We start from the raw sequence: 12518 nt of genomic DNA, 5'->3' as shown, positions 1-12518 counted from the left end.
ATTTTCGGACTATTTTTATGACAGCTTTTCACTATTCCCCCAGTCTGTTGGAACAAATTGGCGATGTTTGCACGCAGGTCAATTTAAGTTATGCAGTTTTTGCCAAAAATCATCAGATGAACGCCAATGAACTTGCCATATTTTATACACTCTGGACGCAAGAACAAGCCACACAAAAATACATTGCCGATAAATATCATCTAGCCAAACAAACCATTAATACTTTATGCAAACGCTTTGAGGTAGATGGTTTAATCACAAGTATCATTAGTCAAAATGACAAACGAGAAAAAATCATCTCTTTGACCGATAAGGGTAAAGCCTTTGCCAAACCCATTATTGAAACGCTGTTAAACCTTGAACAAAAAATCATTGATGAATTTGGCGGTGAGCGAATGTTATTGTTATTAAAAGAAATGCAAGACTTGCAAACCTTAATGGCAAATCATTTGGAGCAATAAATGAATACAACAATTCATACTCTAAAAAATATTGCCTTAAACAATAAAAGAAAATTATCGGCAACTTTTGGCTTAGTGGCATTAGAAAATATGTTGTTTTTATTATATCCATTGGTAGGCAGTTTTGCCGTCAATGCGGTATTAAATGGGCAGACATTCAATGCGTTAATTTATGCTTTAATGGTGCTTTTGATTTGGTCTGTGGGTTCGGCACGCCGTGCAGTGGATACTCGTGCCTTTGTAAAAATTTACGCTGATTTAGCAAGTAAAGCCATTATTAGTGAAAAACAAAAAGGCAATACCTCATCAGCCACTGCCCACGCTGTGATGGCACGGCAGTTTGTGGCATTTTTTGAGGAACATTTACCGATTTTAATCACGGCTTTATTTAATATTATTGGTTCGGTGATAATGCTATTAACCATTGAATTTTATTCAGGAGTGATTGCATTATTGATTCTTGTGATATTTACTTTGATATTGCCAAATTATAGTCGGCAAAATGATAAATTGTATTTTAAACTCAATAACCGCCTTGAAAAAGAAGTCAATGTGATTGAACAAAATAAACATCATCATTTAATCAAGCATTATGATGTTTTATCCAAAATTCGTATTGCCATCTCCAATCGTGAAGCCTTTTCTTATTTGATGATTGGGGTTGCAGTAGCGATATTATTTGGGGCTACTTTGGCAATTTTGGCTCAAAAACAAGTGCAAGCAGGGCATATTTATGCCGTGATGACTTATTTGTGGGGCTTTGCAATGAGCCTTGATGATATGCCAGAATTGGTGGAGAAATTTTCTGAATTAAAAGACATTGGGCAAAGAGTGGCGATTTAGTTTTTAAAAATGGTGTGTGGTACATATTTTGGTTAATTTTAGGAGCATTTTATGCACTGGTCTTTATTATTGGCGATTGCTATTTGTAGTGAAGTTTTTGGTTCTACGATGCTAAAATTATCACAAGGGTTTAGTAAGCCTTTGCCGAGTATTGGTTTTGTGCTGGGTTTTGGCTTGGCGTTTTATTTGCTGTCATTGGCGTTAAAAAGCATTCCTTTGGGAATGGCGTATGCGATTTGGTCTGGCGTGGGCTTGGTTTTGACGGCGATTGTGGGCGTGGTGGTGTTTGGCGAAAAGGTCGATTTTTGGGGAATTGCGAGCATTGGCTTGATTTTGGCAGGTGTGATAATGATGAATACGCTGTCCAAAATGGGTGGGCATTAAAAAAAACACCGCTTGGGGGAAAATTCAAGCGATAAAAATAAAGTCCTATCAACGTTATTAAGAGCGGACAGGACTTTTATGATCTTTATAATTTCTAGTATTAAGGGGTTGAAATAACAGCTTTAGGTGTGGTTTTTCTTTGGTGAAAATAAGCGGTAATAAGCAACATAGCATAAAGTATTGCCCCCATCAGCCATAACAGACCATCCCAATAAGCGACGCTATAACTATAAATAAAGGCAAATAAAAGGGGACCAATGATCCCGGTAATATTGGTTAGGCTCACCAGAGTACCTTGTAATTTCCCTTGCGCATTATCATCGACAGATTTTGATAAATAACCTTGTAATGCGGGTTGCCCCATACCTCCTGCCGCTAAGCAAATTAATGCTGGTAAGATGACCCAAACGTGGCCTATCCACGCTAATAATAAACAGCCCATCATATCAATAGACATACTGATCATAATGGTGGTTTTTTCGCCCCATTTTTGTGCCAATTTCCCAGCGACAATCGCCTGAAAGAAAATATGTAATACACCCAGAACCGCCAAAGACATACCGATAGAAGTTGTGTTCCAATCAAAACGATATTGTGTAAACAGCACCCAGATGGTGGCAGGAATTTGCCCGATAAGCTGGATAATAAAATAGGTTGCTAACCAAAAGTAGAGGCTTTTCTTAAAAAAAACAGTGACTGTATTTGAGGCAGTTTGGTTTTCAGGTGTCCTATTGGCAACAAGCGCTTCTCTTTTTTGTGTTTCTCGGAAAAAGAGCAAAGAGAGTATTAATAATATCGAGTGTGAAATAGCGGCAAAAATAAATGGCATATGAGCACTGATATCACCTAATAATCCCCCTAGCATTGGGCCGATAATAAGGCCAACACCAAAAGCACCACCTAAGAAACCAAAATAGCGAGTTCGATTTTTAGCGGGAGTCACATCACTCATCGCTGATGCACATACGGCACCTGTTGCGCCTGTGATCCCCGCAATGATGCGCCCAATATAGAGCATCCAAAGTGTGGTTGAGAATGCCATTAAAAGATAGTCGAGTGCCGCGCCTAAAAGGGAAAACAGCAAGATGGGTTTTCTGCCGTATTTATCAGACAGTCGTCCTAGAATAGGAGCAAAAATAACCTGCATGGTAGCATAGAGCGCTAATAGCACACCGTAATGGGTTGCCAGTGAATTTTCACTGACAAATTCATTTAATAGAGTAGGGAGTACTGGCATGATAAGCCCGATACCAATGGCATCTAATACGGTGATCAGCAGTATAATAATAATTGATTTATTCATTGAGATCCTAAAAATCTATCAGTGATAGAGTGGGTGTAATATATCTCTATCAGTGATAGATTGTCAAGGCTATTTTATTTTGAGGTAGGTAATGGCAAAGCTAGATAAAGAACAAGTTATTGATAATGCGTTGATTTTACTTAATGAAGTTGGTATTGAAGGATTAACAACGCGTAAGCTGGCGCAAAAAATAGGTGTGGAACAACCCACATTGTATTGGCATGTAAAAAATAAACGCGCTTTGTTAGATGCATTAGCAGAAACTATTTTGCAAAAGCACCATCATCATGTTTTGCCATTGCCGAATGAAACATGGCAGGACTTTTTGCGAAATAACGCGAAAAGCTTCCGCCAAGCCTTATTAATGTATCGTGATGGTGGCAAAATTCATGCGGGAACACGCCCCTCTGAAAGTCAATTTGAGACATCAGAACAGCAACTACAGTTTTTGTGTGATGCTGGGTTTAGTCTATCTCAAGCCGTGTATGCATTAAGCTCTATTGCGCATTTTACATTAGGCTCCGTACTGGAAACTCAAGAGCATCAAGAAAGCCAAAAAGAGCGTGAAAAAGTAGAGACGGATACTGTTGCCTATCCGCCATTATTAACCCAAGCCGTTGCAATTATGGATAGTGATAATGGTGATGCTGCATTTTTGTTTGTCCTTGATGTGATGATCTCTGGACTTGAAACAGTATTAAAGAGCGCTAAATAAATCTAAATTCGCTGACGCCCTTTTTGGCTAATTAGTTGCCCTTGTATGTCAGCGATACCAATGTGAGCAATACAACCTGCATTAAATTGTAAATAGTCATCTTCGATGCCATCAGAGAAAATTACGCCATTCTCTGGCATCAAAGATCCTAATTGCAGTGGTGAGTCAGGCTCAATAGTGCCAAAAGTCAGTGCAACACCTGTTGTTCTACTTGGAAATGGCTCTCTTACACTAAATTGTAGCTTTCGATCACTCCAGCTAAAGCCTTGTAATAGAGGGTGCGAAGCTTCTCCTGTAATTGCCATCGCACCAGCAAGAATAGATTGAAACCACCCCGTTGATCCCAATCCTGTTGATACAATAATGCCTGATGAAGATTGCACTTCTTCAGCGCCATTCCATTGCAAAATATACTGTGCGGAAGTGTGGCTTTTAGGGCCAATAAATAAGTCATTAACCGCTAATAAGGATTGACCATCATTGGTTGTTGCTTGTGCAAAAGTGACCGTTTTAAATGGCATTTTTTTATTAATGGGTTTAAAAACGGTTTTTGTTTTGATAATCAACCTTTAATTTGGAGAATTGTTATGAACGACATCATCAAAAACCCAAACGCCCACTGCGGTTGCCAATCTTGCACAGGGCAAAATTGCAATCCAAAATGCAACTGCCAAAATGGCGAGCCGTGCATTTGTCAAAACTGCACTTGTGGCGATTGTGATTGCAAGTAATTGATTAGCTAAAAACATTGGGCGGACTTATGTTTGCCCAATGTTTGCCAAATCCCATTTTGATAAGGAAAACTGTAATGAAAATGTTTAAAAACCGTGCCGTACAATTATCTGCCCTTGCCCTTATTTTGGCGACTTCAACCGCTTTTGCCGACGGAAAAAACGAAGTGCCGACGCACTCGATGGTAGGCGACAATAACCACACCCAAACCACCCACGACAGCCCAAATAACCAAAACGGGCACGCAGAGATGAACCACGCCCATATGAACCACTCTGCTATGGCGATGGACACTCAAAATGCTCCGCCCCATACCCAAGCCTATCTTGCAATGATGAACAAGATGGGCGATGAGATGAGCAAAGCGGGCAATCTTGCTGATGCTGATACCGCTTTTGCCAAAGGTATGATTCCGCACCATATCGGAGCAGTTGAGATGGCAAAAGTACAGCTTGAATATGGTAAAGATGAAACAATGAGAAAACTTGCCCAAGCGATTATTGATGGGCAACAAGCCGAAATTGACTTGATGAATGGCTGGCTGAATGGCAAAGACACGACCACCCAAAACGCCAACGCCCCACACGCCAAAGCCTATGCCTTGGACAATTCACACAGCGAAATGATGACGGCAATTTATGAGACCGACCCTGATGTCGCCTTTGCCAAAGCGATGATTCCCCACCACAAGGGAGCGGTCAATATGGCAAAAGTGCAATTAGAATACGGCAAAGATAAAGCAATGCAAGATTTAGCAAAGCAAATCATCAATGCCCAAGAGCCTGAAATTAAGCTGATGGAAGATTGGCTAAAACAGTAGGGGCAATAAAGCAAAAGCACCGTTTTTTAAAATAAAAGCGGTGTTTTTATTTTAAAAACTTTCAGCCAGCCTGAAAAATATTCCGCTATTCTTTTTCTTTAATACCTTGAATAATCTGACACTTATCAACCGTTTTATTTTCACAACCCACAAATTGCATTAAAAAAGTTTTAACTTGTTGTAGTTCTGTGATTTGTTCGTCCAAATATGCCAAATGTTGCTCGGCAAGTGCATTGATTTCATTGCATTGTTTGTTAGGCGTTTGTTGTAATTGCAACAGCGTTTTGATGTTACTTAAAGAAAAACCGATATTACGGCAAGTTTTAATAAAGCGTAATTGTTCTAACTGATTTTCATCAAACACACGATAGCCATTTTGTTGATGTGTAGGGGCGATTAAGCCTTGTTTTTCATAATAACGAATGGTTTCCAAATGTACGCCTGTTTGTTCACTGGCTTGTTTTATTTTAAAAAATTTTGACATTTTGGCTTGACCCTGTAATGACTACGGAGTTTATAGTATAGCAAATTTCATCTTAAAACAGGAGCAAAAAAATGGCGTGCCAAAATTGTTGTGGTTCAAATCAACCCATTCATCAATCGTCCAAGTACAAAAAAGCCTTGTGGATTGTCTTGATATTAAATTTATCAATGTTTTTTGTGGAAATTGTGATGGGGGTTAAATCGGGTTCAACTTCGCTGTTGTCGGACAGTTTGGATTTCTTGGGCGACAGTGCCAATTATTTGATAAGTTTGATTGTGTTGCCAATGGCGTTAAGTTACCGTGCCAAAGCATCTATGGTTAAGGGGCTGACGATGGGCGGTTTTGGTTTATTTATTTTAATGACGACCATTTATCGTGTGTTTTATGGGGAAATGCCCAGTTCTTCTGAAATGAGCATTGTGGGATTTTTGGCGTTATTGGTCAATGTGTCGGCAGTGTTGATATTATTAAAATTTCGTGATGGCGACAGCAATGTCCGCAGTGTGTGGGTGTGTTCCCGAAACGATGCGATTGGTAATGTGGCGGTAATTTTGGCGGGTATGGCAGTTTATTTTTTTCAATCAAAATATCCTGATTTAATTGTGGCGTTTGTTTTGGCATTTTTGGCATTACAAGCCAGTCAAGAAATCATCAAAAGGGCTTGGGCGGAATTAAAAGTCAGTTAATTTAAAACACCGTTTGGATTGAAGTTCAAGCGGTGTTTTTGTGTGGAAATTTTGCAAAATAATTTTTCAGGCTGCTTGAAAACCTATCCCCCAAGCCCCTGTAAAATCGGACATTCTGGCATATCATCGCCACGACAGGCATCACGCCACGCCCCAAGAGCAGTTTTCATTTCTTCCAATTCCTTGATTTTATTTGATAAAAATTCAATGTGCGTATTTGCCAACGCTTTGACTTCACAGCTTTTGCGGTGTGGATTGTCTTGCAGTGCCAAAAGCTCGCCAATTTGGGCAAGCGAAAAACCGACGCTGCGGGCTTTGGCGATGAATTTTAGCCGAGCGATGTCATTGGAGTTATAAATCCGATAACCTGCTTCACTGCGTGATGGGTTAATTAATAAGCCTGCTTTTTCATAATCACGGATTTGCTTGATGGATAGCCCTGTGGCTTTGGACGCTTGACCGATGTTCATTGTTGCTCCTTGTTTTGGCGTTTGTAAAAAATTGTCAATCCGTAAAAATAATCCTTGACCCTAACATAAGGTTAGGCTTTATGATGCGCTCATCAAAACAAAAAAGCAATGTTTTTAGTGGCTTAAAAACGGTTTTTGTTTTGATAATCAACCTTTAATTTTGATAATCAACCTTTAATTTGGAGAATTGTTATGAACGACATCATCAAAAACCCAAACGCCCACTGCGGTTGCCAATCTTGCACAGGGCAAAATTGCAATCCAAAATGCAACTGCCAAAATGGCGAGCCGTGCATTTGTCAAAACTGCACTTGTGGCGATTGTGATTGCAAGTAATTGATTAACTAAAAACATTGGGCGGGCTTAGGTTTGCCCAATGTTTGCCAAATCCCATTTTGATAAGGAAAACTGTAATGAAAATGTTTAAAAACCGTGCCGTACAATTATCTGCCCTTGCCCTTATTTTGGCGACTTCAACCGCTTTTGCCGACGGAAAAAACGAAGTGCCGACGCACTCGATGGTAGGCGACAATAACCACACCCAAACCACCCACGACAGCCCAAATAACCAAAACGGGCACGCAGAGATGAACCACGCCCATATGAACCACTCTGCTATGGCGATGGACACTCAAAATGCTCCGCCCCATACCCAAGCCTATCTTGCAATGATGAACAAGATGGGCGATGAGATGAGCAAAGCGGGCAATCTTGCTGATGCTGATACCGCTTTTGCCAAAGGTATGATTCCGCACCATATCGGAGCAGTTGAGATGGCAAAAGTACAGCTTGAATATGGTAAAGATGAAACAATGAGAAAACTTGCCCAAGCGATTATTGATGGGCAACAAGCCGAAATTGACTTGATGAATGGCTGGCTGAATGGCAAAGACACGACCACCCAAAACGCCAACGCCCCACACGCCAAAGCCTATGCCTTGGACAATTCACACAGCGAAATGATGACGGCAATTTATGAGACCGACCCTGATGTCGCCTTTGCCAAAGCGATGATTCCCCACCACAAGGGAGCGGTCAATATGGCAAAAGTGCAATTAGAATACGGCAAAGATAAAGCAATGCAAGATTTGGCAAAGCAAATCATCAATGCCCAAGAGCCTGAAATTAAGCTGATGGAAGATTGGCTAAAACAGTAGGGGCAATAAGGCAAAAGCACCGTTTTTAAAATAAAAGCGGTGTTTTTTTATTTTAAAAACTTTCAGGCTGCCTGAAAATAACATTTTTTTACAAAAAAATCTTGCACACAGTCCGATAATTGACTATAATAATTCCAATGTCAATTTTCGGACTATTTTTATGACAACTTTTAATCATTCCCCCAATCTGTTGGAGCAAATTGGCGATGTTTGCACGCAGGTCAATTTAAGTTATGCAGTTTTTGCCAAAAATCATCAGATGAACGCCAATGAACTTGCCATATTTTATACACTCTGGACGCAAGAACAAGCCACGCAAAAATACATTGCCGACAAATATTATCTTGCCAAACAAACCATTAACAGCTTGTGCAAACGCCTTGAAACAGACGGTTTCATCGCAAGCGATGTCAAAGAAAATAACAAACGAGAAAAAGTCATTTCGTTGACCGATAAAGGCAAAGCGTTTGCCCGCCCGATTATCGCCCCTTTATTGACGCAGGAAGGGCAAGTGATTGATGAATTTGGCATTGAACGACTTGTGTTTTTGCTCAATGAAATGAATGCGTTGCAAAAAATGCTGGCACAGCGTTTGGAAAATTAATTGTTAACTTTTTATTTTGGAGCTTTTTATGCACTGGTCTATTTTATTGGCGATTGCTATTTGTAGTGAAGTTTTTGGTTCTACGATGATTAAATTGTCGCACGGCTTTACCAAGCCTTTGCCGTCTGTTGGTGTGGCGGTGGGATTTGCGGTGGCGTTTTATTGTTTGTCTTTGACTTTAAAAAGCATTCCTTTGGGAATGGCGTATGCGATTTGGTCTGGCGTGGGCTTGGTTTTGACGGCGATTGTGGGCGTGGTGGTGTTTGGCGAAAAGGTGGATTTTTGGGGAATGGCGAGCATTGGCTTGATTTTGGCTGGTGTGATAATGATGAATACGCTTTCCAAAATGGGTGGGCATTAGTTGGGCGGACACCGTTTGCAGGAATGCGAGCGGTGTTTTTCTTTTCAGGCTGCCTGAAAAAACCAAGCCTTTCCATTTTTGAAAACCTACTTTCCAAAAATAAATATTGCACACAATTTAATTTTACACTATAATAAATCAATCTTTTCACCAATCCAATGAGAAAACAAAATGTTAGACTTTCAAACCACCGCTCGCACTCGCCATTCGGTACGACAATTTTTAGACAAACCTTTGACGAAGCAAGAAATTGTCGAAGTTTTAACTGATGCCCAAAAAGCACCGTCCGCCACAAACACCCAACCTTGGCGTGTGTATCTTGCCTCTGGCGAAACCTTAAATCGCCTCAAAGAGCGGATTATGCAAAAATTTGAACAAGGCGAATTCAAACCTGATTTTGTGTATGACCAAAGCAAATATGGCGGTATTTACGAAAACCGTTGGCGTACCAATTACCAAGAATTTTTCGCCACTTTTGGGGTAGAGCGAGGCGATAAAGATGGTCGGGCAATGATTACTCGCCGTAATGCCGAACTGTATGATGCCCCACACGCTGCGTTTTTGTTTATGCCTGATTTGGGCGATGGCAATGTCAATGTCGCCTCCGATATGGGAATGTATTCGCAAACCTTTTTGTTGTCGCTCCACGCTCGTGGTTTTGGTGGTGTGCCAATGCTGTTTTTGGCGATGTTTGCCGATGTGGTGCGTGAAGAATTGGGCGTATCGCCTGATTTGAAATTATTACACGGCATTGCTTTTGGCTATCCAGATCCCAATTCGCCACAAAACAAATACCGTTCTAGCCGTGTGGCGTTGGACGAAAGCGTAACTTTGCTTTGGTAAATTTAAATAGGAAAATCAAATGATTACACTTTATAATCTTGAAAATTCTCGCTCACAACGCATCAGTTGGTTGCTTGAAGAGCTTGGCGTGGATTATCAAATCAAAGAATTTAAAAGAGACCCCAACACTCGCCTTGCACCAGCAGAACTTCGCCAAATTCACCCACTGGGCAAAGCCCCTGTGATTGATGATAGTGGTGTGATTGTTGCCGAAAGTGGGGCGATTATGCAGTATTTGCTCTACCGCTATGGAGGCGGACGGCTTGAACCTGACGCAGACAGTCCTGATTATGCCAAGTTTTTACAATGGCTACATTATGCCGAAGGGTCGGCAATGGTGGCATTTGGTATGAAATTTTTGGGCGAGACAGGGGGTAGTAATGAGCTGGTGTCTACCTTTACCCAATCGCAATTTGATTTGCACACAGATTATATTGAAAACAGTCTCAATGGCAAAAAATGGTTGCTTGGCGATGATTTGACTGCTGCCGATATGATGATGTCTTATCCTTTGCAATATGTTTTGACAATGGTGGAAAAAGGCAAATTCCCCAATATTGAGCGAGTGGTTGCCCAAATTCAAAATCACCCAAGCTATCAAAAAGCGTGTGAGCGTGCAGGGGCTGTACATTAAAATGGGATTAAAACACCGTTTAATTTAAAATTAAGCGGTGTTTTTGTTTTTCAGGCTGCCTGAAAAACAATATTTCCAAAAATAAAAATCAAATTCCCATTTTTAACCATTCAATTATCAATAATAAAATTCTATAATATCCCCATACTTTTTAATGGGAGAACCCAAAATGAGCGATTATCTTGACAATTCAAACAAACAAATGAAACTGGCGATGATGTTTGTCACAGGTTATGGCAACGAATCTTATGCGTGGCGACTTGCCGATAGTAACGAGCGAGCCTACACCGACATCAACAACTACATCAAACTGGCTCAAATTGCCGAACAAGGCAAAATCCACACCCTGTTTATTGCCGACACCCCTGCAATGGTTGGGGCGGGCGTAAGTGGCGATTTTGCCCGTAAATCGCCGATGTTTGTGTTGGAGCCGATGACCATTTTTTCCGCCATTGCCACACACACCCAAAAAATCGGCTTGGTGGCGACTTATTCCACGACCTACAACCTACCCTATAATTTGGCACGCCAACTCAAAACGCTGGACATCATCAGTGGTGGGCGTATCGGTTGGAATGCCGTAACCACAGGCACAAGAGAAGTGGCGTACAATTTTGGCAATAAGCCCTTGCCTGATACTACCACTCGTTATGAGATGGCACACGAAATGGTGGAAGCGGTGCAGACTTTGTGGGGGACTTTTGGCGAAAATGCCTACATCACCGACAAAGCCACAGGGCAATTTGCCGATATGAGCCAAATAAAGCCTGCCAATTACCAAGGCAAACATTACCAAGTCAAAGGAGCATTGCCGATTCCAGCCACACCGCAAGGACAACCGCCCATTTTTCAGGCAGGACCAAGCCCAGAAGGGGTGGAGCTGGCAGGACGATTTGCCAGTGGTGTGTATGCCAATCCGTTTACGATTGAAGAAGCGAAAGCCTATCGCAATGTATTAAAACAAAGTGCCATTGCCCACGGTCGCAATCCTAATGAAATCAATATGTTTAGCGGATTTATGTTTACCATTGGCGACACTTATGAAGACGCACTCGCTCGCCGTATGAAGCTCCTTGATTTTATGAGTGATGAGGAATTTAATGGGCAAATTCGCTATTTATCGGCGATGATTGGGGTGGATTTGACAGGGCGAGATGTCAATGAACCTTTGCCAGAATATCTACAAAATCAGGCAAGCCCACACCCCCACGACCCGCGTTCGCCAAGAGCGGTAGAACTCATCAAGCGTGGAATGTCGCCCAAAGAAGTCTTGGCAAATGGTGTGATTAACTATCACCCTGTGGTGGTCGGCACGGCAAGCGATGTGGCGGATTTTATGGAAGAATGGTTTAAAGCTGGGGCGACAGACGGCTTTTCGCTTGCTCCTGACAGTCAAATGGGCGTGCGTGAATTTGTGGAAAAAGTCGTACCGATTTTGCAGGAGCGAGGCATTTATCATCTTGATTATGAAGGCGATACGCTAAGGGAGCATTTGGAGGTAAGTTATCAGTATGGGTTGAAAGGTTAAGAGAAAGGAAACACCGTTTGGGGAAATTCAAGCGGTGTTTTTATTTTCAGGCTACTTAAAAATAATCATTATTTTACCTTCATACTGTAAGTAACGGGAGTTTATCTTATATGTAAATCTTTTAATTTTGAGCATAACATCAAAAAATGTGAAAAACTTTACAAAAAATAGCGATGATGATTTTTAAAATATGCTATAAATAACACTATGATTTTATTTGCTGTTTAAGGGCTAAGTTATGTCTAAAAAATCATCATTTGCTAAAAAGTTCCCACCACTTTTTATTGTAGGTGCAGTGATTGGTGTACTTGTTGTAGCATATAAATATATTTTTTCTGATCGTCCAGAAAAAATACGCCGTGCAAGTGAGCAGGATAAACCATTAAAAACAGTTAATGAACCTGTACAAATTAGCCATCAGACGGAACATGAAGTTAAACAAATTGAACATAAACAATAGTTTTATCTAATAAAAATGCTGTAAATCAATATA

19 protein-coding genes are annotated in these 12518 nt (G+C 40.9%); 13 read left to right on the top strand and 6 right to left on the bottom strand.

Annotation, left to right across the window (positions count from 1 at the left end):
- The first annotated feature begins 17 nt into the window (after positions 1-17).
- Genes LU301_RS08745 through LU301_RS08735 form a run of 3 tightly spaced genes read left to right on the top strand, consistent with a single transcriptional unit; the run spans position 18 to position 1688 of the window.
- Positions 18-461: a MarR family winged helix-turn-helix transcriptional regulator gene (locus LU301_RS08745; protein WP_305269948.1), complete on the top strand. Its 444-nt coding sequence runs from the start codon at positions 18-20 to the stop codon at positions 459-461.
- On the top strand, positions 462-1304 hold the full coding sequence (locus LU301_RS08740; protein ID WP_305269946.1) for an ABC transporter six-transmembrane domain-containing protein: 843 nt from the start codon (positions 462-464) through the stop codon (positions 1302-1304).
- Between the two features lie 51 nt (positions 1305-1355).
- Entirely contained in the window at positions 1356-1688 is a 333-nt protein-coding gene (locus tag LU301_RS08735; RefSeq protein WP_305269942.1) for a DMT family transporter, read from the top strand.
- A 100-nt stretch (positions 1689-1788) separates the two neighbouring features.
- On the opposite strand, the gene tet(H) is transcribed toward LU301_RS08735, so the two are convergent.
- Complete coding sequence (gene tet(H), locus LU301_RS08730; RefSeq protein ID WP_006248867.1) at positions 1789-2991, bottom strand: tetracycline efflux MFS transporter Tet(H); 1203 nt, start codon at positions 2989-2991, stop codon at positions 1789-1791.
- 91 nt (positions 2992-3082) lie between these two features.
- Between tet(H) and tetR(H) the strand changes: the two genes are divergently transcribed.
- On the top strand, positions 3083-3706 hold the full coding sequence (gene tetR(H) / locus LU301_RS08725) for a tetracycline resistance transcriptional repressor TetR(H) (protein WP_006248868.1): 624 nt from the start codon (positions 3083-3085) through the stop codon (positions 3704-3706).
- Between the two features lie 2 nt (positions 3707-3708).
- On the opposite strand, the gene LU301_RS08720 is transcribed toward tetR(H), so the two are convergent.
- Both LU301_RS08720 and LU301_RS08715 read right to left on the bottom strand, forming a co-directional pair.
- The gene (locus LU301_RS08720) at positions 3709-4227 is read right to left on the bottom strand and encodes a diacylglycerol kinase catalytic domain-containing protein (RefSeq protein WP_006248869.1); all 519 of its coding nucleotides are present in this window, start codon (positions 4225-4227) and stop codon (positions 3709-3711) included.
- A gap of 48 nt (positions 4228-4275) precedes the next feature.
- Positions 4276-4455 carry a hypothetical protein gene (locus LU301_RS08715; protein WP_010787307.1) on the bottom strand — a complete coding sequence of 60 codons (180 nt, stop codon included), beginning with the start codon at positions 4453-4455 and terminating at the stop codon, positions 4276-4278.
- A 59-nt stretch (positions 4456-4514) separates the two neighbouring features.
- Here LU301_RS08715 and copM (LU301_RS08710) point away from each other — a divergent pair, with 59 nt between their 5' ends.
- Complete coding sequence (gene copM / locus LU301_RS08710) at positions 4515-5258, top strand: CopM family metallochaperone (protein ID WP_305269846.1); 744 nt, start codon at positions 4515-4517, stop codon at positions 5256-5258.
- 85 nt (positions 5259-5343) lie between these two features.
- Here the strand turns inward: copM (LU301_RS08710) and LU301_RS08705 are convergent, their stop codons facing one another.
- Positions 5344-5742, bottom strand: coding sequence for a Cd(II)/Pb(II)-responsive transcriptional regulator (locus tag LU301_RS08705; protein ID WP_012340851.1), 399 nt, complete (start codon positions 5740-5742; stop codon positions 5344-5346).
- 71 nt (positions 5743-5813) lie between these two features.
- Here LU301_RS08705 and LU301_RS08700 point away from each other — a divergent pair, with 71 nt between their 5' ends.
- Positions 5814-6428, top strand: coding sequence for a cation diffusion facilitator family transporter (locus LU301_RS08700; protein ID WP_305269854.1), 615 nt, complete (start codon positions 5814-5816; stop codon positions 6426-6428).
- An 83-nt stretch (positions 6429-6511) separates the two neighbouring features.
- On the opposite strand, the gene cueR is transcribed toward LU301_RS08700, so the two are convergent.
- Both cueR and LU301_RS08690 read right to left on the bottom strand, forming a co-directional pair.
- The gene (gene cueR / locus LU301_RS08695; RefSeq protein ID WP_305269852.1) at positions 6512-6898 is read right to left on the bottom strand and encodes a Cu(I)-responsive transcriptional regulator; all 387 of its coding nucleotides are present in this window, start codon (positions 6896-6898) and stop codon (positions 6512-6514) included.
- A 174-nt stretch (positions 6899-7072) separates the two neighbouring features.
- The gene (locus LU301_RS08690; protein ID WP_115008289.1) at positions 7073-7252 is read right to left on the bottom strand and encodes a hypothetical protein; all 180 of its coding nucleotides are present in this window, start codon (positions 7250-7252) and stop codon (positions 7073-7075) included.
- A 59-nt stretch (positions 7253-7311) separates the two neighbouring features.
- On the opposite strand from LU301_RS08690, the gene copM (LU301_RS08685) reads away from it, so the two are divergent.
- From copM (LU301_RS08685) to LU301_RS08655, 7 genes are all read left to right on the top strand, one after another.
- Entirely contained in the window at positions 7312-8055 is a 744-nt protein-coding gene (copM, locus tag LU301_RS08685) for a CopM family metallochaperone (protein WP_305269846.1), read from the top strand.
- 160 nt (positions 8056-8215) lie between these two features.
- Positions 8216-8659, top strand: a complete 444-nt coding sequence (locus LU301_RS08680; protein ID WP_305269844.1) for a MarR family transcriptional regulator — start codon at positions 8216-8218, stop codon at positions 8657-8659.
- A 28-nt stretch (positions 8660-8687) separates the two neighbouring features.
- Positions 8688-9020: a DMT family transporter gene (locus LU301_RS08675; protein ID WP_305269841.1), complete on the top strand. Its 333-nt coding sequence runs from the start codon at positions 8688-8690 to the stop codon at positions 9018-9020.
- Between the two features lie 171 nt (positions 9021-9191).
- A complete protein-coding gene (locus LU301_RS08670) occupies positions 9192-9863 on the top strand; it encodes a nitroreductase (protein ID WP_305269839.1) in 672 nt (223 codons plus the stop codon).
- Between the two features lie 19 nt (positions 9864-9882).
- Positions 9883-10497 (top strand): glutathione S-transferase family protein, encoded by a 615-nt coding sequence (locus tag LU301_RS08665; RefSeq protein ID WP_305269837.1) that lies wholly within the window; start codon positions 9883-9885, stop codon positions 10495-10497.
- A gap of 169 nt (positions 10498-10666) precedes the next feature.
- The gene (locus LU301_RS08660) at positions 10667-12025 is read left to right on the top strand and encodes an NtaA/DmoA family FMN-dependent monooxygenase (protein ID WP_305269835.1); all 1359 of its coding nucleotides are present in this window, start codon (positions 10667-10669) and stop codon (positions 12023-12025) included.
- Between the two features lie 238 nt (positions 12026-12263).
- Positions 12264-12485 carry a hypothetical protein gene (locus tag LU301_RS08655; protein ID WP_305269833.1) on the top strand — a complete coding sequence of 74 codons (222 nt, stop codon included), beginning with the start codon at positions 12264-12266 and terminating at the stop codon, positions 12483-12485.
- Positions 12486-12518 lie beyond the last annotated feature (33 nt).

Source organism: Moraxella sp. ZY210820 (genome assembly GCF_030674635.1).
GTDB lineage: Bacteria > Pseudomonadota > Gammaproteobacteria > Pseudomonadales > Moraxellaceae > Acinetobacter.
The sequence above is the reverse complement of the archived record's forward strand: the minus strand, read 5'-3'. Positions and strand labels throughout refer to the sequence as shown.